This is a genomic window from Halomonas sp. BMC6 (genome assembly GCF_964204995.1).
Classification (GTDB): domain Bacteria; phylum Pseudomonadota; class Gammaproteobacteria; order Pseudomonadales; family Halomonadaceae; genus Vreelandella.
In genome coordinates this window covers 1,807,341-1,829,703 of sequence record NZ_CAXNSH010000001.1, presented here as the reverse complement: position 1 = coordinate 1,829,703, position 22,363 = coordinate 1,807,341, and the positions used below count along the sequence as shown (strand labels likewise).

At 59.4% G+C, this 22,363-nt stretch carries 15 protein-coding genes; 6 read left to right on the top strand and 9 right to left on the bottom strand.

Annotation, left to right across the window (positions count from 1 at the left end; genetic code table 11):
- Positions 1–98 precede the first annotated feature (98 nt).
- From AB6K10_RS08650 to AB6K10_RS08635, 4 genes are all read right to left on the bottom strand, one after another.
- Positions 99–4,922: an NAD-glutamate dehydrogenase gene (locus AB6K10_RS08650; protein WP_339118449.1), complete on the bottom strand. Its 4,824-nt coding sequence runs from the start codon at positions 4,920–4,922 to the stop codon at positions 99–101.
- Positions 4,923–5,115: 193 nt separating this feature from the next.
- On the bottom strand, positions 5,116–6,225 hold the full coding sequence (gene trmA / locus AB6K10_RS08645) for a tRNA (uridine(54)-C5)-methyltransferase TrmA (protein ID WP_339118448.1): 1,110 nt from the start codon (positions 6,223–6,225) through the stop codon (positions 5,116–5,118).
- 29 nt (positions 6,226–6,254) lie between these two features.
- Positions 6,255–7,073, bottom strand: a complete 819-nt coding sequence (gene murI, locus AB6K10_RS08640) for a glutamate racemase (protein WP_339118447.1) — start codon at positions 7,071–7,073, stop codon at positions 6,255–6,257.
- Positions 7,074–7,233: 160 nt separating this feature from the next.
- Positions 7,234–7,779 carry a hemerythrin domain-containing protein gene (locus AB6K10_RS08635; RefSeq protein ID WP_159341581.1) on the bottom strand — a complete coding sequence of 182 codons (546 nt, stop codon included), beginning with the start codon at positions 7,777–7,779 and terminating at the stop codon, positions 7,234–7,236.
- A gap of 243 nt (positions 7,780–8,022) precedes the next feature.
- Between AB6K10_RS08635 and AB6K10_RS08630 the strand changes: the two genes are divergently transcribed.
- A complete protein-coding gene (locus tag AB6K10_RS08630; RefSeq protein WP_253017081.1) occupies positions 8,023–9,348 on the top strand; it encodes a replication-associated recombination protein A in 1,326 nt (441 codons plus the stop codon).
- Positions 9,349–9,412: 64 nt separating this feature from the next.
- Here the strand turns inward: AB6K10_RS08630 and lolA are convergent, their stop codons facing one another.
- Positions 9,413–10,069: an outer membrane lipoprotein chaperone LolA gene (gene lolA / locus AB6K10_RS08625; RefSeq protein ID WP_159341579.1), complete on the bottom strand. Its 657-nt coding sequence runs from the start codon at positions 10,067–10,069 to the stop codon at positions 9,413–9,415.
- A gap of 149 nt (positions 10,070–10,218) precedes the next feature.
- Positions 10,219–13,470: a DNA translocase FtsK 4TM domain-containing protein gene (locus tag AB6K10_RS08620; RefSeq protein WP_339118446.1), complete on the bottom strand. Its 3,252-nt coding sequence runs from the start codon at positions 13,468–13,470 to the stop codon at positions 10,219–10,221.
- Positions 13,471–13,587: 117 nt separating this feature from the next.
- Between AB6K10_RS08620 and aat the strand changes: the two genes are divergently transcribed.
- The 3 genes from aat (at position 13,588) to infA (ending at position 15,460) form a co-directional block, all read left to right on the top strand.
- Positions 13,588–14,340 carry a leucyl/phenylalanyl-tRNA--protein transferase gene (gene aat / locus AB6K10_RS08615; RefSeq protein WP_339118445.1) on the top strand — a complete coding sequence of 251 codons (753 nt, stop codon included), beginning with the start codon at positions 13,588–13,590 and terminating at the stop codon, positions 14,338–14,340.
- Between the two features lie 28 nt (positions 14,341–14,368).
- Entirely contained in the window at positions 14,369–15,103 is a 735-nt protein-coding gene (locus AB6K10_RS08610) for an arginyltransferase (RefSeq protein WP_339118444.1), read from the top strand.
- Between the two features lie 138 nt (positions 15,104–15,241).
- Entirely contained in the window at positions 15,242–15,460 is a 219-nt protein-coding gene (infA, locus tag AB6K10_RS08605) for a translation initiation factor IF-1 (protein ID WP_007111068.1), read from the top strand.
- A 153-nt stretch (positions 15,461–15,613) separates the two neighbouring features.
- On the opposite strand, the gene clpA is transcribed toward infA, so the two are convergent.
- From clpA to AB6K10_RS08590, 3 genes are all read right to left on the bottom strand, one after another.
- Positions 15,614–17,890, bottom strand: a complete 2,277-nt coding sequence (clpA, locus tag AB6K10_RS08600) for an ATP-dependent Clp protease ATP-binding subunit ClpA (protein WP_159341575.1) — start codon at positions 17,888–17,890, stop codon at positions 15,614–15,616.
- A gap of 153 nt (positions 17,891–18,043) precedes the next feature.
- Positions 18,044–18,352, bottom strand: coding sequence for an ATP-dependent Clp protease adapter ClpS (gene clpS, locus AB6K10_RS08595; protein ID WP_044627932.1), 309 nt, complete (start codon positions 18,350–18,352; stop codon positions 18,044–18,046).
- Positions 18,353–18,652: 300 nt separating this feature from the next.
- Complete coding sequence (locus AB6K10_RS08590; RefSeq protein ID WP_339118443.1) at positions 18,653–20,887, bottom strand: NADP-dependent isocitrate dehydrogenase; 2,235 nt, start codon at positions 20,885–20,887, stop codon at positions 18,653–18,655.
- 290 nt (positions 20,888–21,177) lie between these two features.
- On the opposite strand from AB6K10_RS08590, the gene AB6K10_RS08585 reads away from it, so the two are divergent.
- Together AB6K10_RS08585 and AB6K10_RS08580 are read left to right on the top strand one after the other, a co-directional pair.
- Positions 21,178–21,849: a pseudouridine synthase gene (locus tag AB6K10_RS08585; protein ID WP_339118442.1), complete on the top strand. Its 672-nt coding sequence runs from the start codon at positions 21,178–21,180 to the stop codon at positions 21,847–21,849.
- A complete protein-coding gene (locus AB6K10_RS08580) occupies positions 21,846–22,316 on the top strand; it encodes an NUDIX hydrolase (RefSeq protein WP_339118441.1) in 471 nt (156 codons plus the stop codon). Before AB6K10_RS08585 ends, AB6K10_RS08580 begins: the two co-directional genes overlap by 4 nt.
- Positions 22,317–22,363 lie beyond the last annotated feature (47 nt).

The following is a 22,363-nucleotide window of genomic DNA, read 5'->3' as shown; positions in this document are numbered from 1 at the left end:
TCGCCCGGGCTTCGCAGGATGAAAAAAGCCGCGCCTTGGTCTCCCAGGGCACGGCTTTTCCACGAGCGTACAGCGAGTCGCTGAGTACGCGTTGCGGCTTACGCTTCGCTATCGCTCTCGGCGAGGTCGACCAACTCACGCACGGCCACGGCAAACAGTGCGAATCCACCTTCACTGCCACCGCGCACTTCGTCGATCAAGCGGCACCAGCGACGGTGTAGCTCGGCATGCTGCTCTAGCCACTGGGCTACTCGCTCTTGGGTATCGCGGCTGCCCGCCTCCAACTTCAGGACGCTGGTGGTCAGCGCCAGCTGCTGGCGGTCAATGTCGTCGCGGAAGGTTTCCCGCGCCTGGGCCTGCCAGGCGTCGCGAACTTCCAGATGCGTGACCTGTTGAATCATCCAAGGTAGCTCTAGGCGGCTGCCGATTTCGTAGAATACCTCGGCCACCCGCTGGGGTTTCTCGTTGGTGATCCGTGCGGCCTGAATGATGCCCAGACCAGCGTAGAGGCTGGGCGCGGCGGCCACCGTAGCGGCCAGTGCTTCCGGCACGCCGGCTGCTTGCAGCTCGTCGCAGCGCTGACGCCATACGGCCTGCTCTTCGCCGCTGAGCAGCTCGCCGATGCCCTCCTGCAACTGCGCCAAACGGGGACCGAAGTACTCGATGGTGTCCTGGGTCGAGAGCCCCAGATGCTGACGCAGGAACCAGCGCGTAGCGCGGCGGATCATACGCATCAGGTCCAGCATCATGGAGTACTGCACACGGCTCGGCACTTGGTTATCCAACGCTTCGATCTGCGCCCACAGTGACGGCAGGTTGAAGGCGTCGCGAGCCACCACGTATGCGCGGGCGATATCGGCGCGGCCAGCGCCCGTCGAGTCCATCAAGCGGCGTACGAAGACGATGCCCATGTGATCGACGAGATCGTTGGCCACCTGCGTGGCGACGATTTCACGCTTCAGGCGGTGGTCGTACATCTCGGTTTGATAGCGCTCGGTGAGCACGGCGGGGAACAGGCGCTCCAGATGACGGTGAATATAGAGATCGTCCGGCACGTCGGAGTTGATCAAGTCGCCCTTCAGGGTGCTCTTGGCGTAGGAGATCAGCACCGACAGTTCCGGTAAGCGCATGCCCTGATTGTTGCTGGCGCGCTCTTTGAGCACGTCATCGGCGGGCAGGAACTCCAGCTCGCGGTCGATTTGACCGGCGGACTCCAGCTCGCTGATGAAGCGACGGTACGGCCCCATGCCCTGATGAGACAAGATCTCCGACAGGTCCAGCGCCTGGGTCTGGCGGTAGTTATCCAGAATCACCAGGTCGGCGACCTCTTCGGTCATGTCGGCCAGCAGCTGGTTACGCTGCTTGTCGGTCATATCGCCACGCTTGACCACTTCATCGATCAAGATTTTGATGTTGACCTCGTGATCCGAGCAGTTCACGCCGCCCGCGTTGTCGATAAAGTCGGTGTAGACGCGTACCCCGTTGGCGGCGGCTTCCATCCGGCCACGCTGGGTCAGGCCCAGGTTACCGCCCTCGCCGACCACGCGGCAGTTCAATTCTTTACCGTTGATACGCAGCGCATCGTTGGCTTTGTCGCCCACGTCTGCATCGGTCTCTTCAGAACTCTTCACGTAAGTACCGATGCCGCCGTTCCAAATCAGATCGACCTTCGCTTTGAGCATGGCGCGAATCAGGTCGTTGGGCGACAGGCGAGCGTCTTCGATCCCAAACGCTTGCTGCATTTCCGGCGTGATGGTGATCGACTTGGCGCTGCGGCTGAATACGCCGCCCCCTTGGGAGATCAGTTCGCTGCTGTAATCTTCCCAGCTGGAGCGCGGCAGATCGAACAGGCGCTTGCGCTCGGCAAAGGCCGCTGCGGCATCCGGGTTCGGGTCGACGAAGATATGCAGATGGTTGAAGGCGCCCACCAGTTGGATCTTGTCGGAGAGCAGCATGCCGTTACCGAACACGTCCCCCGCCATGTCTCCGATACCCACTACGGTAAACAGATCTTCTTGGGTATTCACGCCCAGGTTCTTGAAGTGGCGCTTCACGGACTCCCACGCCCCACGAGCCGTGATCGCCATCTTCTTGTGGTCGTAGCCGTTGGCACCACCAGAAGCAAAGGCGTCGCCTAGCCAGTGACCGTACTCCACCGAAATCGCGTTGGCGATATCGGAGAAGGTCGCGGTGCCTTTATCGGCAGCAACCACCAAGTAGGTATCGTCATCATCGTGACGCACGACGTTTTGCGGCGGCACTACCTCGCCACCTACGAGGTTGTCGGTGACGTCTAACAGCGCGCGAATGAAGATTTGGTAGCAGGCGATCCCCTCTTTTTGCTGGGTTTCGCGATCGGCGTTTTCCGGCATGCGCTTGCATACGAAACCGCCCTTCGCGCCGACGGGCACGATGACTGCGTTTTTCACTTGCTGCGCTTTCACGAGGCCTAGCACTTCGGTCCGGAAATCTTCGAGGCGATCCGACCAGCGCAGGCCACCCCGCGCCACTTTACCACCGCGCAGGTGAACGCCTTCGACCCGCGGCGAGCAGACGAAGATCTCGAACGCCGGACGCGGCTTGGGCATCCCGGTGACTTTCGATGGCTCTAGCTTGTAGGCAATGTAATCCTTGTAGCGGCCGTCATCGTTGGTCTGGTAGTAGTTGGTGCGCAGCGTCGCTTGAATCAGCTCCATGAAGCGGCGCAGCAGCTGGTCGTCGTTGAGACTGGCAACGCCTTCCAGGTGCTCGTTGAGCCGCGCAAGGCAGTCATCGACACTGCTGGGCTGTAGGGCAGGGTCGAAACGCAAGCGGAACAGCTCTACCAGGGTCTGGGTAATGGCCGGATAGTTGGCCAGCGTTGCGGCAATGTAGTCTTGCGACATACCGAAGCGAATCTGCTTCAAGTAACGGGCGTAGCCGCGCAGCATGGCCACTTCACGCCAGTCCAGCCCAGCGCCGATGATCAGGCGGTTGAAGGCGTCGTTGTCGGCCTCGCCTGCCCAAATACGCTTGAACGCTTCGCTGAAGGTATCGCGCATTTCGCTGAGATTGACGCCTTCACGGCTGTGCTCCAGCTCGAAATCGTGAATCCAGTAGCGCTGCTGTGGGGCATTGATATCGTAGGGGCGCTCGCCAATCACGCGCAGCCCCAGATTTTCCATCATTGGCAGCACGTCAGAGAGCGGAATTTGCGATTCGCGGTGGAACAACTTCAGGTTCATGCCGCCCGCCTGCTCTTCCAGCGGGCGATAAAGCGAGAGCGAGAGATCGTCGCCGTTATCCAGATTCAGCAGGTGCTGGACATCGAACACGGCCGTGCGAGCGTTGAAATCTTCCCGATAGCTGGCGGAGAACGCATCGTGGAACTGATCGATTAGGTGGTTCGCACGCTCTTCACCGAAGCCTTCGATCATCGCCGCCTGCAGGTCATCGCGCCAGCTGCGGGCTAAGCGAGCGACTTTACTCTCCAGACGTTTGAGATCGTATTGGCTCGGGGCATCGCCGTTGAAGCGCAGGATCAGTTGGATACGCGCCAGCACCGACTCGGATAAATAGGTGTTGAAGTCGCCAAAGTGGGCGTCGAGCTCATCGCACAGCATGCCCTGAATGCGCTGGCGAAGGTCGGTCGAGAAGACGTCGCGCGGCACGAACACCAAGCAGGAGTAGAACTTACCGCTGACATCGGCGCGGATGAATAGCCGCACCTGACGGCGCTCGCGAATGTTGAGAATACCCAGCGCCGTGCTGGCCAAGGATTCGGTGCTGATCTGGAACAGATCGTCTCGTGGGTAAACTTCCAGCACCTGCAAGAGCTGCTTGCCGTTGTGGCCCTGGGGGTTGAAGCCCGCGATATCCATCACGGCCTTGAGTTTGCGGCGTAGCAACGGAATATTGCGCGGCGACTCGTTGTACACCGTGGCGGTGAACAAGCCAAAGAAGCGACGCTCACCGATCACGTTGCCGTCATCGTCGTAGCGGTCGACGGTGATGTAGTCCGGGTACGTTGGCCGATGCACGCGGGAGTGGTGGGCACTTTTAGCGAACGAGAGCAGCTGCGGCACCAGCACATAGTCATCGTGCTCATCGATGCCCTCTTCGGTGCGGATACGCTCGCGGTAACGCGGCTGGTCTAACCGGAACACACCCAGCACGCTGTTGGGATCACGCTGCAGCTCGTTGCCTTCCAGCAGGTACTCATCGTAGCCCAGAAAGGTGAAGTTATCTTTCAGCAACCACTCCAGGAAAGCGATGGCCTCTTCATGGTCGTCCGGGTCGATCTGCGGCGGGCAGTTTTTTTCCAGCTCTTGAATGGCGGAGGTGATTTGACCGCACATGGCATCGAAATCGCCCACGGCGGTACGCACGTCCCGTAGGACTTCTTGCAGGTTACGCTCGATTTTTGCCAGAGACTCGGCATCGGTGTGGCGATCAACTTCGATGACGATCAGCGATTCACGGGCGTCCGGTGCATTCTCATCTTTGGGAGAGGTGAGCGCCTTCAGCTGATGCTGGCTATCACGGGCCACAGCGAACACGGCGTTTTGAATGGCGTGTACCGTTAGGCCGCGACGGTTGAGTTCGATGCGCACGGAGTCGACCAAAAACGGCATGTCTTCATGCAGCACCGCCACGAAGGTGTGGGTAGACTGCCAGCCGTGCTCTTCGAAATCCGGATTGAAGATACGGACTTTAGGGCTTTTCGGATCATGGTGCTGGAGAAATTGCCAAATGGACAGCGTCGCACCGTACAGATCGTCCAAGCGACGGTCGACCAAGTCTTCTACCGGCACCGTGGCATAAAAGTGGCGCGCAAAGGCTTCGATGTCGGCCGCCCGCGCTGGCTCCAGTCGCGCTTCCAAGCGCTCTTGTAGCTGCTTTAAAAGATCCCGCCGACTCTCTTCGATCGCAACGTAATGCATCCATCACCTCGACTGCCTGGGGCCACTACTTAGGCCAAAAAAACGAAGGACAATAGGCCTTTAGGCCACACTACCCGTTAGCTTACGCTACCCATCATCGCCACCCTAACCATCTGACAGGTTATTCATGGTGTATGCCGCTTGTGCATCATAAGCACTATTGACAAGTTCCTCGCCGCTCATGTGCGTTTGTTCAAGACGCGCGTCGAGTGAGCAGCACGCCACATTCACAGTGGTGGGTAAACGGAAACTGGTCAAATAGCGCGAATCGCTCGATGTCGTGGGTCTTGGTCAGCAGCGCTAAGTTCTCGGCCAGTGTGACCGGGTTGCATGAAATATAGACGATTTGCGCGTATTCGCTGATTTGATGGCAGCTCTGCTCATCCAGCCCCGCTCGGGGTGGATCGACCAGCACGGTCATGAAGTCGTACTCGTCGAGGGCCATGTCGGCCACGCGGCGGCCGGTCTTCTCGCCCTTCAACGCCAGCGCAAACTCTTCCGCCGACATGCGCGCTACGTGGGCATTGGTCACGCCGTTGGCCTCGAGATTGACGTTGGCGCTAGCCACCGAGGTGCGCGAGATTTCAGTCGCCAGTACGCGGCGGAAATTGTCGGCCAGGGCAATCGTGAAGTTGCCGTTGCCGCAGTAGAGCTCCACCAGATCCTCTGCTTGGCGACCTTGCGTCACCTCTTTGGCCCAGCTCAGCATGGTTTGGCAAATGTGCGCATTGGGCTGGGTAAAACTGTTTTCGACTTGCTGATAGTGCAGCGTGCGGCCATCCACCGTGAGCCGCTCCCATACGTGATCCTGGGTCAGTACCAGACGCTGCTTGCGGGAGCGGCCAATGATCATGATATCCAGCGCTTTCTCCAGGGCACGCGCTTCTGCCTCCCAGGCTTCCCCCAGCGGGCGGTGATAAATCAATGTCACCAGCGCTTGGCCGGACAGCGTGGTGAGAAATTCCACCTGAAACAGACGGCGGCGCAGTTCGTCGCTGGCCAGGCATGCCTCACGAAGCTTGGGCATCAGCGCGTTGATCTGGGCGCTGGCGACTGGAAACTGATCGAGGCGCACGACGCGTTTATTCTTGGGGTTCTCCGGGTCGACCTCGAACATGGCATAGAACAGGTCATCCTCTTCATGCCAAATACGGAACTCGCAGCGCTGGCGATAGTGGCTGGGCGGCGAGGGGTACACCTCCAGTTCAGGTGTATCGAACGCGGCGAAGGTGCTGGCCACGTAGGCTTGCTTTTCGGCCAGCTGCTCGTCGTAGCGTGCTGGATCTACAGTCGGGATCGCCAAGGTGGCTCCTCATTACTCATGGTGAACGTCTAAAAAGGCGCTTTACTGGTCGACAGCCTCACGGGCAGCGCCAGCAGCCGTGGTGGCTGAAAGCCGTAGCGGGCGAAGCCATCGGTCAACGCGGTAGCGGGCGCTGTCGTGTAGCAGCGACCATCGTGGGCGCTGCTGACCAGCGTGGTGGCAACTTGCCCGACCCGGCGGGCAATGGCATCGCCGGAATCGACCCAGGTAATCGGCACCGGGGCCAGCGTGACCAACTGCGGCTGCAGTAGCGGAAAATGGGTGCAGCCCAGCACCACGGTATCCAGCGCGGGGTGCGCCTTAGTGGCTTGCCATAGGGGCGTCAGCGCCTGCTGCACACGCGACATGTCGAGAGGCACGCCCGCTAGCCACGCTTCGGCTTCCGTTACCAGGGCATCTGCCGCTATTTTGGTGACGCGGCAATCGCTGGCGAAGCTATCGATCAACCCTTGGGTATAGGGGCGATTCACCGTGGCCGTCGTGGCCAGTAAACCGATATGCCGCGTGGCACTCAATTGCGCCGCCGGTTTGATCGCCGGTACGGTGCCAATCACTGGAATCGAAAGCGCTTGGCGCAGCCCCTCCAAAGCGAGGGTGCTGGCGGTATTACACGCCACGACAAGCACGCTAGCCTGACAGGCTGTTACCGCCGCTTGGCATACCGTGACGATGCGCTCAGCTAGCGTCGTGTCGTCACGCAGCCCGTAAGGAAGCCAAGCGTTATCGCAGGCGTAGCAAAGGGCAGCCGAGGGATAGTGCTGGCGCAGCGCATGGGCAACGGACAGCCCGCCCACGCCGGAATCAAAAATCAGTATTGGCCCTGACATCACCCCTCACCTGCCCATCCGCATTGTTAAATCCCAGCGCTACGCAACGCCCCATGGCCAGTCACGTCACGCGTTGGCGTAACGTGTCAGCCGCCCATAAAAACGGGGCGCTAGTTTAACACGCCCCGTTCGGCACAGAAGGATTCACATGGGATCGCACTTACAGCGCGGGCACATCAGCCCCGCACAGCTCGGCGTATAGCTCAGGGTAGGCAAGCTGAAGCCGCTCCAGCTCTTTTTCGGCACCGTCCGGCAGGGCCTGACGAAGCTCTTCCATGTCCTCTTCGCTGAAGTGTTTGTCGATCAGCGGGAAAAGCCCTTCACGCTCGTGGCGAAGATAGCCGCGATGCGCGTCCAGGTACGCCTTGAGATCTTCGGCAAAGCGATCCATCGGCAGAATGTTATCCATGAGAATCATGTCGATATCATGGGAAAGGCGCATCAAACGGGGCTTGAGCTCACGATAATCGCTGGCCATCTGCTCCATCAGAGGCAGGTGTTCTGGAGCCTGAACCTGCAGCCGCTCGACACAAATCCGCTCCAGCGGCGTTGCAAAACCATCCATGTAGGACAGAATGTAGTCCACGACTTCGCGCATCAGTTGGAAGTCAGGCCGCTCACCGCTGGCCAAGGTTTTATGCTTTAGCTGCAGCACATGGAGCATTCGCGCCATGTTGGCATGATCTAGACGCAGTTGGTTTAACATCGTGCCGTCTCCTTCGTAAGTGTCATGCCTGCTGCTCTCTCCCTACAAAAGCAATAGGCACGCGATCATGAGCTGGGTTCTACTACACTAGCGTTAATCTTTGCCATGCGCCTCTAGATTGATCCACACAGGACGGGCGCTTATTCACGGTTATGCCAAAAGGTAGCCTGACGTTGCGCTATTTACCACAGACACTTGTTAAGCGTTGGTCGTTCAACGTCTCGATTTACAACGGAAGTTTATATGGATCTTTTTGATGCAACCCCCGGGGACGAGGCCCCGCTAGCCTATCGCATGCGCCCGTTGACCCTGGATGACTACATCGGCCAGCAGGCACTCGTTGGGCCAGACAAGCCGCTGCGCCGTATGGCCGAGTCGGGGGTAGTGCGCTCGATGATTTTGTGGGGCCCACCCGGCGTTGGTAAGACCACCCTTGCAGAGCTGTTGGCACGGGCGTCCGACGCCCATCTCGAGCACCTAAGTGCGGTAATGGCTGGCGTCAAAGAGATTCGTTCGGTGGTGGAGCGCGCACGCCAGCGCACCGCGCCCACGCTTCTCTTTTTAGATGAGATTCACCGTTTGAACAAGAGCCAGCAGGATGCGCTGCTGCCTCACGTAGAGTCCGGCTTGTTAACGCTGATTGGTGCCACGACCGAAAACCCCTCGTTCGAGGTGAATTCGGCGCTGCTCTCCAGAGCGCGCGTCTACGTGCTGAAATCCTTGACACCGCAAGAGCTGATCGAGGTGATGGAGCAAGCGCTTGCCGACACGCAGCGCGGGCTGGGCAAACGGGCCATCGAGGTGGAGCCCGGCGTATTGGCAGCATTGGCACACGCCAGCGCGGGGGATGCCCGGCGCGCCCTGGGGCTGCTGGAAACCGCCTGCGACTTCACCGAACGGCAGAATGGACGTGACGTGCTGCGCAAAGCGGTGCTGGCGGATGTAGTGGGCCATCAATCCAGCGCATTCGATAAACAGGGCGATGCCTATTACGACCTGTTATCGGCGATTCATAAATCGATTCGCTCCTCCCGCCCCGATGCTGCGCTTCTCTATATGGCACGCTTCATTCAGGGCGGTGGTGACCCGCTGGACATCGTGCGGCGTTTGACCGCCATTGCCTCCGAAGACGTCGGCAATGCCGACCCGCGCGCGCTGCCGCTGGTCATCGCTGCCTGGGATGCCTATTTACGGCTAGGTGATTATGAAGGCCAACGGGCGATTGCTCACGCGGCCATTCATTTAGCGGTGGCTCCCAAAAGCAACCGCATCGACCGCGCCTGGAAGAGCGCCCAGCAGTTCGTGCAACAGCAGCCGCAGGTAGAGGTGCCCACCTACTTGCGTAATGCGCCCACCAAATTGATGGAGCAGCTGGGTCATGGTGAGGGCTACCGTTACGCCCATAACGAGCCGAACGGTTATCCAGCAGGCAGCGCCCACGACTGCTGGCCGGAAGACGTGCCCAACGCACGCTTCTACGAGCCGAGCGCATTTGGACAGGAGAAACGCTTCGCAGAGATCATGGCGTGGCGGGAAGAGCGCGACCAGGAAGCAGATCGAGCGCCATAGAGCGCCCGATCGTCACATCACAGGCGGGGCTGAACACGCCCGCCCTTCTCTACGGACTCGCTCTCTACATCTCTTCGCGAATAACGTCCGTGCCTTCCGGAATTTGGAAATCGAACAGTTCGCGGTCGATATTACCGTTGCGAGTAATGTCGCTAAAGGTAATGGCGGTGCGCTGACCGGTGCTGTCCATCATCCACAGCTCGGTGAGGGTATCGCCGTCGAACACCATGCTGAGCTCTTCAAACAGCGTATCTGCCAGCGTAGGCATCAAGGTAAAGACATCGTCGCCATCCTGCTGCTCGTAGAACACATCGTAGCTTTCGGTCAGCTCGTCGGCACTGCCTGATAGCAGCAGCGCGGGCGTGTGGGTGACCCGGTCATCCATCGCCTGTACCGTCACCTGCTCCAGGTCGGGGTCGTAGAGATAAACGTCCTCACCGTCGGAAACCACGGTTTGCGAATAGGGCGCCTCGACTTCCCAGCGCAACATGCCGGGACGCGACAACCACATTTCCCCACGCGCGCTCTGCAAACGATCACCGCCTCCATCGAGAATCTGCTGTTCGAAAGTGGCGTGGTAGTTTTCCAGCGGATCTAGGCGTTCGGTGAGCCGTTCTGCAGCTTCATTGGCCCAGGCTGCCATGGGGGCAGCAAAGGTCAGACCGAGCGCACTGGCTGCCAGTGCCAAGGCCGGTGAGCGGCGGTTAGAGGGTTCGCGCATGTTCTTTCTCCCTAGGCAATCATTGCCGAATAGCGGACGAGGCAAAGAGCGTAAAAAAAGCTCCCTATGCCCCTCAGACGCGAAACGCGCCGCGGGGTTTCACCAGCGGCGCGACTTTCACGCTTGTTGCATGGTTGGTGTGGTCACGCTCAGTGGCCCACCGGTGGCGGCGCCAGCACCTCGCGGGCACCGTTGGTTCCCATGGAAGAGACCACACCCGCGCCTTCCATGGCTTCGACTAACCGCGCCGCGCGGTTATAGCCGATCTTAAAGCGCCGCTGTACGGCGGAAATGGACGCCTTGCGGGTCTCGGTAACGAACTGCACCGCTTCATCGTAGAGGGCATCTTGTTCAGCATCGTCACCGTCGACGCCTTCCGCTTCGAGCCCGGTTAGCGCATCGGCAGATACGCCGCCGGAGAGAATCTCTTCGATGTACTCCGGCTCACCGCGACGTTTCCAGTCATCGACCACCCGGTGGACTTCATCGTCGTCCACGAAGGCACCATGGACACGATTCGGCGGACCGGAGCCCGCGGGCAAGTAGAGCATATCGCCATGACCCAACAGGCTTTCGGCACCGCCCTGATCGAGAATGGTGCGCGAATCGATCCGTGAGGAGACCTGGAACGCCATCCGTGACGGAATGTTCGCCTTGATCAGACCGGTCACCACATCCACCGAGGGGCGCTGGGTGGCCAGAATCAGATGGATACCGGCGGCCCGCGCTTTCTGTGCCAGTCGCGCGATGAGCTCTTCGACCTTTTTGCCGACGATCATGAACATATCGGCAAACTCATCGATGACCACCACGATGTAGGGCAGCTTTTCCAGCACCGGCGGTGTTTGGTGCATCTCCCAAGGCTGCGGCTCCCACAACGGGTCGGCGACCTGGGCACCCGCGCGCTCGGCTTCATCGAGGCGCGCGTTGAATCCGGCGATGTTGCGCACACCCATGGCGGCCATCAGCTTATAACGGCGCTCCATCTCGGCCACGCACCAGCGCAGGCTGTTGGCCGCCTCTTTCATATCGGTGACGACCGGGGCCAGCAAGTGCGGTATGCCGTCATATACCGACAGCTCCAGCATCTTGGGATCGACCATAATCAGCTTGAGTTCGTCGGGCTTGGCCTTGAGCAACATGGAGATCAGCATCGCGTTGACGCCCACTGATTTCCCCGAACCGGTCGTACCGGCCACCAGCAGATGGGGCATTTTGCCCAAGTTCGCGACCACCGGGCCTCCGCCGATATCCTGGCCAAGCGCCATCGTAAGCGGCGAGCTCTCCTGCTGGTAGCGGTCCGAGTCGATCACTTCGCGCAGGCGAATCATGGCACGGTGCGGGTTAGGGATCTCGATGCCCACCGTGGGCCGACCGGGAATGACCTCGACCACGCGAACGCTCTTCACCATCAGCGAGCGCGCAAGGTCTTTCGCCAAATTGCTGATTTTGGAGACTTTCACTCCAGCAGCCGGTTTGATTTCGAAGCGGGTAATGACCGGGCCGGGCCAGGTATCCACTACCTCGGCTTTGACGCCGTACTCCCGTAACCGTATTTCCAGTAGCTCGGCCATGTCGGCAAGCTGCTCGTCGGTATAGTTCGGCTGATGCGGCTCCGGTGGCGTAAGTAGCTGCAAACTGGGCACATCGCCCTCGGGCTCCGGCAGCGTTTCAAAGGCGGGACGCTGGCTCTGCAGGTGTTCGACGGTCCAGAGGGTGGGGCCGTTATCGGCCTCGTCGTCCACCGAGTCGGTCGAGAACGTGGGTTCATGCCGGGCGCTGGCCGCAGCCTGTGGAGCGGTGGCCGGACGAATCGGGAGCTCCTCGTCATCGTCCTCCCACACCGGCTCGGGCACTACCTCAGGCACACGCTCTCGGCGCGGCTCCGCTGACATGGGAGACGCCTGATAGGCAGATGGATGCGCCTCACTGCGCAGCGTGCGGGGTTCTGGCTCTGGCTCCGAACGACGCGTCACCGTCCCCGGCGCGATGGGTGCAGATGGCTCTTGCTCGTCGTGTTCATCGCGAGTTGCGCGCAGCGGCACGGTCGGGGCATAGGCATCGCTTGCCTGCTCCTCGCTGGCGTTTAGAGGTGAGTACTCACTCTCTTTCTGATGTACTGCAGGCTCTGGCTCACCCACGGGCTTGGTCGCAAACGCCTGTGCGTTTGGCGAGGATGCCTCGGACGCTTCGAGCGGTACCTCAGTATCGGCGATAGAGGGCGTTGGCTCTGGAGCAGGCTCCTCGACGTCCTCCGGTGTGCGCGCGGAGAGCGGCATGATCGGCTCGTCGGGCGCGTCTTTCTCTGGCGTCATCTTCGGATCAGGCGCTGTCTCCGGCTCGGGGTCTTGAGATGCGGCTGCAGCGGGAGGGGGCGGTGCATGACGCTCGCTCAGTACAGCGGCCGCTTCCCAAGGAATCGACGTATCGGTGACCGACGACGCCTCTTCCTCTTCGGCGGGTGCCGTGAAGCTCGGCTCACGGCGCTCACGACGACCGGCAGGTGAACGCTCACTCACGGGTGGCTCGGGGGCTTCACGGATGCGCGGAGCGACTGTCGCTTTCTCCTCATCGACCTCTTCATCGACAGGGTCAGTACTCGTATCGCTCGGCTCTGCCCAGGAGCGCTGCTTCACTTTGTTGGACGCCGCCTTGGCCGCTGCACGCACGGCAGCACGTTCGGCACGCTTTTCGCGCCGCTTGGCACGACGCTCGCCAAACCAACCGCCGATACGGCAAAGCTTACGCCCGACTTCATCGGCAACCTGTAGCCACGACATGCCACTAAACAGCGGAAACCCAATCAGGATGAGCGCTGCCGCGATCAGGCCCACGCCGCCGCTACTGACGAGGGGTTTCAAGGTGCCCACGAGCCCCTCTCCCAGGATACCGCCGGAGGCATAGGGCAAAATGCTATCGGGGTGATAAAAGTGCAAGGCGCCCAACATGGTCGTGCCGAACATCAGCAGCACAAGGCCGCCCGCCCGCACGGCAATCGCCACGGGGTCTAATTCGAAGCGCACCTGGCGTGAGCGCATTAGCCACCAGGCGGCGTAACCAAACATGCCCGGCCACCAGAGCGCGCTCGCTCCGAGCAGTGAATAAAGCACATCGGCCAGCCAAGCTCCGACCGGCCCCATCCAATTGCGCACCTCGGTTTCCGGACCTTGATACGACCAGCCAGGGTCGGCAGGGTGATAACTAAACAGCGCTAATAACAAGAAGACGCACAGCGCCAGCATGACGACCACCACCCCTTCACGGGCGGAGCCCTGCAGGCGCAGGCCAAAACGGCGCGCCTTGTCCTTCGCGGCATTGACCCGCGTCGATGATTGAGAACTCGATGGTGACTGACGCGACTGCCGCTGCGTTCGCTTGTCTACCGCCTTATTTACTTTCAAGCGATTCTCCCTTTACACCACACGGTGTCTTTAATCCACTTGCGAGTTTGCATCATACCGAGCATCCTTCCGCCGTCACAGCGCTTCGACGGACGCCACTAGCAACAGGAGCAAGCGATGCTACCTTGGCTCTCATCGCCACACCCCACTTTTCCTTCCACCGAGCGGGCGTTGGATAACCCTAACGGCCTGCTGGCTGCCGGTGGAGAGCTTACACCAGCCTGGCTGGTAGACGCTTACCGAAAAGGGATATTTCCTTGGTATAGCGACGATGACCCCATTTTATGGTGGAGCCCAGATCCGCGCATGATCCTGCTGCCTGCACAGTTTAAACGACGCCGCAGCCTAGCTAAACGGCTGCGACATGGTGGCTTTCACGTGACGCTGAATCAACACTTCACGCAAGTGATCGAAAGCTGCGCCGCCCCGCGCAAAGACGCGCCTGGCACCTGGATCCATCCAGAGATGCGCCACGCCTACCAGCGCCTACATGCGTTGGGCATTGCCCACAGCGTCGAAGTCCACCACGGCGGCCAGTTGGTGGGCGGGCTCTATGGCTTGGCGATGGGACCAGTATTTTTCGGCGAGTCGATGTTTTCACGCCAGCCCGACGCCTCTAAAATTGCTTTGGCCCATTTGGCAAGCGCCATGCACACCCATGGCGGCAAGCTGATCGACTGCCAAATGCACACGCCGCACCTGGCCAGCCTGGGCGCAACGACAGTCGCCCGCAGTACGTTCATCAACTATCTTGAAGAGTGGTTGCCAGACAAAGCATTTTGCTTGGCCAGCGCTGCGGATCAAGCACCGGGCGTCCCAGACTCGCCGTGGCTCGCCGCGATTGCATCAGGCACCGCAGCAACAGAGTGACTGCCGTTCATGACCAAGGAGGCAAGCCGTGAGTAGTAACGCTCCTCGCCGCCCCGTGCGGGATTTGCGCTTCTTCCTAACCGTTCCTCACGCCTGCAGCTATCTGCCAGGCAAAGAGGCAACCACGCTGTTTCTCGACCCTCAGGAGTCGCCAGTGCCTGGGGTATACGATTCGTTGTCGCTACTGGGCTTTCGACGCAGCGGACGCCACTTATACCGCCCCCACTGCGAGGGATGCAACGCTTGTCGATCGGTGCGGATTCCGGTCAATGACTTCCGCGCCAATCGCACCCAGCGAAAAGTCTGGCGGCGCAACGCCGATATCAAGACCCGCGTCATCCCAGCGCGTTTCGATGCAGCGCACTATGCCCTCTACGCCGACTACATTCGACAGCGACACGCCGACGGCGACATGTTTCCGCCTAGCCGCGATCAATATCGAACGTTCTTGACACTAGAAGAGCCGTACGCGCATCTGCTGGAAATGTACCTGGAAGGCGAGTTGGTAGCGGTGGCAGCCTTCGATCAGCTCGAGCACGGGCTATCGGCCATTTATACGTTTTTCAAAGTGGACGAAGCCCTGGAGAGGCGCTCCTTTGGCACCTTGGCGATTTTAAAGCTGATCGAGCTGTGCCAAGAGAAACGGTTGTCGCATCTTTATCTCGGTTACTGGATCGAAGAGTGCCGCAAGATGCGTTACAAGCAGGCGTTTTCGCCTATCGAGCTGCTGGACGGGCGTCATTGGCGACCGTTGATGCGCTAATCTGGCCAGCTTTTTTGCCTTGACGGCAGGCTTACGGCACAATATAGCGCTGTTTCTTAGGCGTGCTGGTTTGTGTCGACGCCGTCGGAAACACTCATTCGACTATCCACGATGTAAAATAAGTGAGGATCTGCCTATATGGCACGCGAAGATCATATTGAAATGGAAGGCGTTATTGTTGATACCCTTCCCAACACCATGTTCCGGGTTGAGCTGGAAAACGGCCATGTCGTGACGGCTCACATCTCTGGCAAAATGCGTAAAAACTACATCCGCATTCTGACTGGCGACAAGGTCAAGGTAGAGTTGACGCCCTACGATCTGTCCAAAGGCCGTATCGTTTACCGCTCGCGCTAAGCCTTGCTAGTGCCCTCAAGCAACGTCTGCTCGCAGACACGCCCCACGGCTATTCGTACCGCGTAATTACGGCGCCGCTCCCTGGAAACGACAACGCCCCGTCGAAGACAGGGCGCTGTGCGTTACTGCTTGTCGGTCATCTTAGCGCCCTTTTCAGGGCGCATCTGCCATCTCCGACTCCGTCGAGAGGCGAAGCTCTCCCTCTTCCAAGCTGACATGCACGATACCGCCGTGCTCGGCCAGCTCCCCGAACAGAATCATTTCTGCAAGTGGCTTCTTGAGCTTCTCTTGGATCAAGCGAGCCATCGGCCTTGCACCCATATCCGGGTCATAACCTTTCTCTGCCAGCCAATCCCGCGCGGTGTCGTCTACGTCCAGCTGTACGCGCTTCTCGTCCAGCTGCGCCTGTAGCTCGATAAGGAACTTGTCGACGACGTTGCGCACCACCGTGGTGGGCAAGGCATGGAACTGGATAATACCGTCCAAGCGGTTGCGGAATTCGGGCGAGAATGTCCGACGAATCACTTCCATCGCATCCGTCGAATGATCCTGGCTCTGGAAGCCGATGGAGCGACGCGACGCCTGCTCGGCCCCGGCGTTCGAGGTCATGATCAGAATTACGTGGCGGAAGTCTGCCTCGCGGCCGTTGTTATCCGTCAGACGCCCATGGTCCATGACCTGCAGCAACAGGTTGAAGACCTCTGGGTGCGCTTTTTCGATCTCATCAAGAAGCAATACGCAGTGAGGCTGCTTGGTGATCGCTTCGGTCAGCAGACCGCCTTGATCGTACCCTACATAGCCAGGAGGAGCACCGATCAACCGCGATACGGTGTGACGCTCCATGTACTCCGACATATCGAAGCGCACCAACTCGATGCCCATGATATGCGCCAGCTGCTTGGCCACTTCCGTTTTACCCACCCCAGTCGGGCCAGCAAACAGGAAGCTGCCGACCGGCTTATCAGGAGACTTCAGCCCTGCGCGCGAGAGCTTGATGGCCGCCGACAGTGAGTCGATGGCTTCATCCTGTCCAAACACCAGCATTTTCAGATCGCGGTCCAACTTCTCGAGCTGCTTACGATCCGAGCTAGAAACACTCTTCGGCGGAATCCGCGCGATAGAGGCCACGACGGCTTCCACCTGCTCCACGTCGATCGTGTTTGCACGCACTTCTGGAGGCAGCATCCGCTGATGCGCGCCCGCTTCGTCAATCACATCGATCGCTTTGTCAGGCAAGAAACGGTCATTGATGTAGCGATCTGCCAGACGCGCCGCACTTTCCAGAGCGCCATCGGTGTACTTCAGTTCGTGGTGCTCCTCGAAGCGCGAACGTAGCCCTTTGAGAATCTTGATGGTGTCTTCCACGGACGGTGCCAACACGTCGACCTTTTGGAAACGGCGCGCCAGGGCACGATCTTTTTCGAAGATACCGCGAAACTCCTGGAACGTGGTCGAACCTATGCAGCGCAGCTCGCCTGAGGAGAGCAGCGGTTTCAGCAGATTGGACGCATCCATCACGCCACCCGAGGCAGCGCCTGCACCAATCACCGTGTGAATCTCATCGATGAACAGGACGGCATTGGGCTGCTTGCGCAGCTCGCTCAACAGGCTCTTGAGACGCTTCTCGAAGTCGCCGCGGTACTTGGTGCCCGCCAGCAGTGCACCCATATCGAGGGAGTAGACGACTGCATCGGCGATGACTTCCGGCACGTCTTCTTCGACGATGCGCTTGGCCAATCCTTCGGCGATGGCGGTTTTACCGACACCGGCCTCACCCACGAGCAGCGGATTGTTTTTACGGCGACGGGCCAAAATCTGCACCACCCGCTCGAGCTCGTGATCACGACCAATCAGCGGGTCGATTTTACCTTGGCGCGCCTGCTCGTTGAGGTTGGTAGCATAGCCGGTGAGCGGATGCGCAGCCCCTTCGGCGCTGCCCTCTTCCGCATCGTCGTTCTCTTGAGACGAGGGAGACGGCGACGGGCCATGACCGGAGACTTTCGAGATGCCGTGGGCGATGTAGTTCACCGCATCGACCCGCGCCACACTCTGCTGCTTCAGGAAATAGACCGCTTGACTCTCTTGCTCAGAGAAAATCGCCACTAAGACGTTAGCGCCAGTGACTTCGCTCTTACCTGACGATTGCACATGGAACACCGCACGCTGAAGCACGCGTTGGAAGCCCAGCGTCGGCTGTGTTTCACGATCACCCTGACCCTCGGGGATCAGCGGTGTGGTCGAGTTAATGAAATCCTGCAGATCGGACCGCAGCTTGTCGAGGTTTGCCCCGCACGCCTTCAGCACATCCACCGCAGAAGCATTGTCCAGCAGCGCCAGAAGCAGGTGCTCAACGGTCATGAATTCGTGGCGCTTTGAGCGAGCCACGGTGAAGGCCGTGTTCAGGGTCAGTTCAAGTTCTTTGCTCAGCATGGCAGTCCCCTTTTCGCTACTACCTAGGGCATATCGCCACCTAGGGCTTGCGTCGGATCAGTTTAATCGACCGGCACTTTCAACATCGGGTACAAATGGCGTGGTTGCAAGCCCCTTCACTACTTTTTTTCAACGCAGCTCACATCGATTCGGTCAGTCCGCCGCTTCGATATCGCTCATCAACGGGTGCTCGCACTCACGGGCATACTCATTCACTTGATAACTCTTGGTTTCAGCAATATCCCGGGTAAAAATGCCGCACGTGGCTTTTCCCTGAGTGTGTACGGCCAGCATGACCTGCACAGCTTTTTCACTGTCCATATTGAAAAAGCCTTGCAGTACTTCAACGACGAACTCCATGGGGGTGTAGTCGTCGTTATGCAAGACCACTTTGTAAAGCGGCGGCTGCGCCAACGCGGGCTCGGCAGACTGTACTGCCAAGTCATCATCATGCTCGGGCATGCCAGGGCGCGTCATGCCTGCCTGTAACGTGGCCGCCACGAGGGGGCTTTCTGTAGTACGCATAAGCAGCAAGGATCATCTTCTCTCGGCTGACGGGCGATGTCTGACACGCAGGTCGTCTGAAGACGCTAGACGCGTGGTTCAGTTGTACACACTATAACCTGCTGTATAAGACGCGCGCCATCAACAAGGGTTCATGAAAAACTCAAAATTATCACACTGGGCTAAACAAAAAACCCCTGCCCGCAAAGCAGGCAGGGGGTCGAGCCGCGCATAGCGCGTAGCTAAACGTGGGGCGACTTAGCCCTTGGCGACCATCGCCAGCGCATCGTTCAGCGTCTTGCTCGGACGCATGGCTTGGCTAGCCAGCTCACCGTTCGGGTGGAAGTAGCCTTGGATATCGACCGCCTGTCCCTGAACGCTGTTGAGCTCGTCCACGATGGCCGTCTCGTTGGCTTTCAGGACTTCGGCTAGGCGGGCGAACAGGGTCTTCATTTCAGCATCCTGGTCCTGCGCTGCCAGCGCCTCTGCCCAGTAGAGGGCCAGATAGAAGTGGCTGCCACGGTTGTCCAGCTCGCCGACTTTACGCGACGGCGACTTGTTGCTGTCGAGGAATTTGCCGTTGGCTTCGTCCAACGCCTTGGCCAGCAGCGTGGCGCGGGCGTTGCCAAAAGTGCTACCTAGGTGTTCGAGCGATGCAGCCAGTGCCAGGAACTCACCCAGTGAATCCCAGCGCAGATGGTTCTCTTCCAGGAACTGCTGAACGTGCTTCGGTGCAGAGCCGCCAGCGCCCGTTTCGAACAGACCACCGCCGTTCATCAGCGGAACGATAGAGAGCATCTTGGCGCTGGTGCCCAGCTCCATGATCGGGAACAGATCGGTGAGGTAGTCACGCAGCACGTTACCGGTGACGGAGATGGTGTCTTCCCCCTTGCGAATACGCTCCAGGGAGACTTTCATCGCGTCGACCGGTGCGAGGATACGGATATCCAGGCCAGCGGTGTCGTGATCTTTCAGGTACGTTTCGACCTTCTTGATCAGTTGGGCGTCGTGGGCACGGTTGGCATCCAGCCAGAACAGCGCCGGTGCACCGCTGTCGCGGGCGCGAGTCACGGCCAGCTTCACCCAATCCTGAATCGGAGCATCTTTGGTCTGACACATACGCCAGATATCGCCCGCTTCTACTGCATGGCTAAATACCGTGTTGCCCGAGTCATCGGTCACTACGACGGTACCGTCGGCGGGCATTTGGAACGTCTTGTCGTGAGAGCCGTACTCTTCGGCCTTCTGCGCCATCAGACCCACGTTGGGCACGCTGCCCATGGTGGTCGGATCGAACGCACCGTGCTGTTTGCAATCGTCGATCACCGCTTGATAAATAGTGGCATAGCAACGATCTGGGATGACGGCTTTGGCATCCTGCAGCTCGTCGTTGGCGTTCCACATCTTGCCGGAGTCACGAATCATCGCTGGCATGGAGGCGTCGATGATCACGTCACTGGGCACGTGCAGGTTGGTGATGCCCTTATGGGAGTTCACCATCGCCATGGCCGGGCGTGTTTGATACAGCGCCTCGACATCGCCTTTGATGGCTTCTTGCTGGTCGCTGGGCAGCTTCTCGATGGCGCTGTACAGGTCGCCGATACCGCTGTTGGCGTTGAAGCCCGCGCTCTTCAGTGCGTCAGCGTGCTTCTCCAGCACCTCTTTGTAGAACTCCTCGACCACGATGCCAAACATGATCGGGTCGGAGACTTTCATCATGGTGGCTTTCAGGTGCAGCGAGAACAGCACGCCGCTCTCTTTGGCATCGTTGATTTGGCTGTCGATGAAGCGACGCAGACGACGGCTGCTCATGCAAGCCGCATCGATCACTTCACCAGCCTGAACCGCGAGCCCTTCTTTCAGCACCACCTGGGTGCCATCCGCTTGCTGCAGCTCGATCTTCAGCGTGCCAGCTTTTTCCATTACTGCCGACTGCTCGCTGCCGTAAAAGTCACCGTCGCTCATATGCGCCACGTGGGACTTGGAGTCAGCGCTCCACTCGCCCATGCGGTGCGGGTATTTACGCGCGTAGTTCTTGACCGATTTCGGCGCACGGCGGTCGGAGTTGCCTTCACGCAGCACCGGGTTTACTGCACTGCCCTTGGCTTTGTCGTAACGCGCTTTGATGGAGGCTTCTTCGTCGTTTTTCGGCTCTTCCGGGTAGTCCGGCAGCGGGTAGCCCTGGCTTTGCAGCTCTTTGATGGTTGCTTTGAGCTGCGGGCCGGAGGCGCTGATATTGGGCAGTTTGATGATGTTGGCTTCGGGCGTCTTCGCCAGCTCGCCCAATTCCGCCAGGTCATCGCTGACGCGCTGCTGATCGTTCAGAAGATCGGGAAATTGTGCCAGCACACGGGCGGCAAGCGAGATATCGCGGGTCTCTACTTCGACACCGGCAGAGTCGGTAAAGGCATCAATAATGGGTAACAAGGAATAGGTAGCGAGCGCAGGAGCTTCATCGGTGAGCGTATAAATGATCTTCGGCGTTTTAGACATTTTTGCGTTAACCTCTTTTCGGTCGCTGTGATTATAAAAAATCCTGAGCTACGCGGCTCATACGACGATAGGCCTTGCCGCGAAGCGTTTGGAGCATCCTGTATGCGCTGCCCCTATGGTCACTCGGTGGTTACTGCGGTAACGATGACGACGGATGATACGGTGAGCATCGTTGTGCTGCCGGGTCATCTCAAACAGCTGCGCCAGATTATACCAGCGCTGCACTTTAACCGCATGAGCGATTGTCGACAAATCCTCCACCTCTAGATCTTGAGACCGTTCGTGAGACGATGAGCACCCTATATTTACTGCATAAACCCTACCGCATGCTTTCCCAGTTTACTGACAGCCAAGGCCGAGCCACCCTGGCCGACGTTCTCGATGCGCCGGGCGTTTACGCGGCCGGACGCCTCGACTTCGACTCCGAGGGGCTTTTATTACTGAGTGATGACGGCAGTCTGATCCACCGTATCGCCCATCCACGTCATAAACAGCCGAAAACCTATTGGGTACAGCTCGAAGGCGACATTACCGACGAAGCCATTCGTGCACTCGCCTCAGGCGTTACCTTAAAAGATGGCCCTACCCTGCCTGCCAAAGCTCGGCGTATGTCGCTCCCTAATGTGGCTGAGCGCGATCCAGCCATCGACCCCAAACGCCATCCGGTGACCAGCTGGCTGGAACTCACCATTAGCGAGGGGCGCAATCGCCAAGTTCGCCGCATGACCGCCCACGTTGGCTTTCCCACGCTGCGCCTGATACGTGCCGCGATTGGCCCCTGGCAATTGGGTGATCTCGCTCCCGGGGAGTGGCGCAAAGAGACGCTACATGCTCCACGGCCGACCCACGCGACCAAGCCCCGCAATAGGCAACAACAGCCACTCAACACCCGCAAAGGCGCTGACAAGAGCGCCAAGCGCGGCACGAAGAGAAACGCAACACCAAAAGGGGGACGCAAATGAGCCGCGTCGCCCAAACGGACGTTGCCCGCCCCATCATTCACAGCACCGTTGCCTGCGTGATTGAGCAGCAGGGGCGCTTTCTGATGGTGGAAGAGGATAAGGGTGGCCCACACACGCTGTTCAATCAGCCTGCCGGACACGTCGAACGTGGGGAAGGCCCAGTGGCCGCCGTTCACCGTGAAGTCATGGAAGAGACCGCTTGGAAGATCACCTTGACCGGCTATCTGGGGCTGTACGTCTTTCACACGCCGACCGGTACGACCTTCCATAGTCACGGTTTCGTTGCCTTGCCCAACCAGCGCCTTAGCTCAGCTATCGACCCGGCCATCGTCGCGACCCACTGGCTGACACGAGAGGAGATTGCCATGTTGGACGGCGCCCGACGGCTGCGAAGCCCGCTGGTTCTCCAACGTATCGACGACGCGCTAAACGGCCACCGCTACCCGCTTGGCGTGATCAAGGAGTGAAGCACTCGAAGCATCGAGCCCCCATCGTGTATAATCGCCGCCCAATT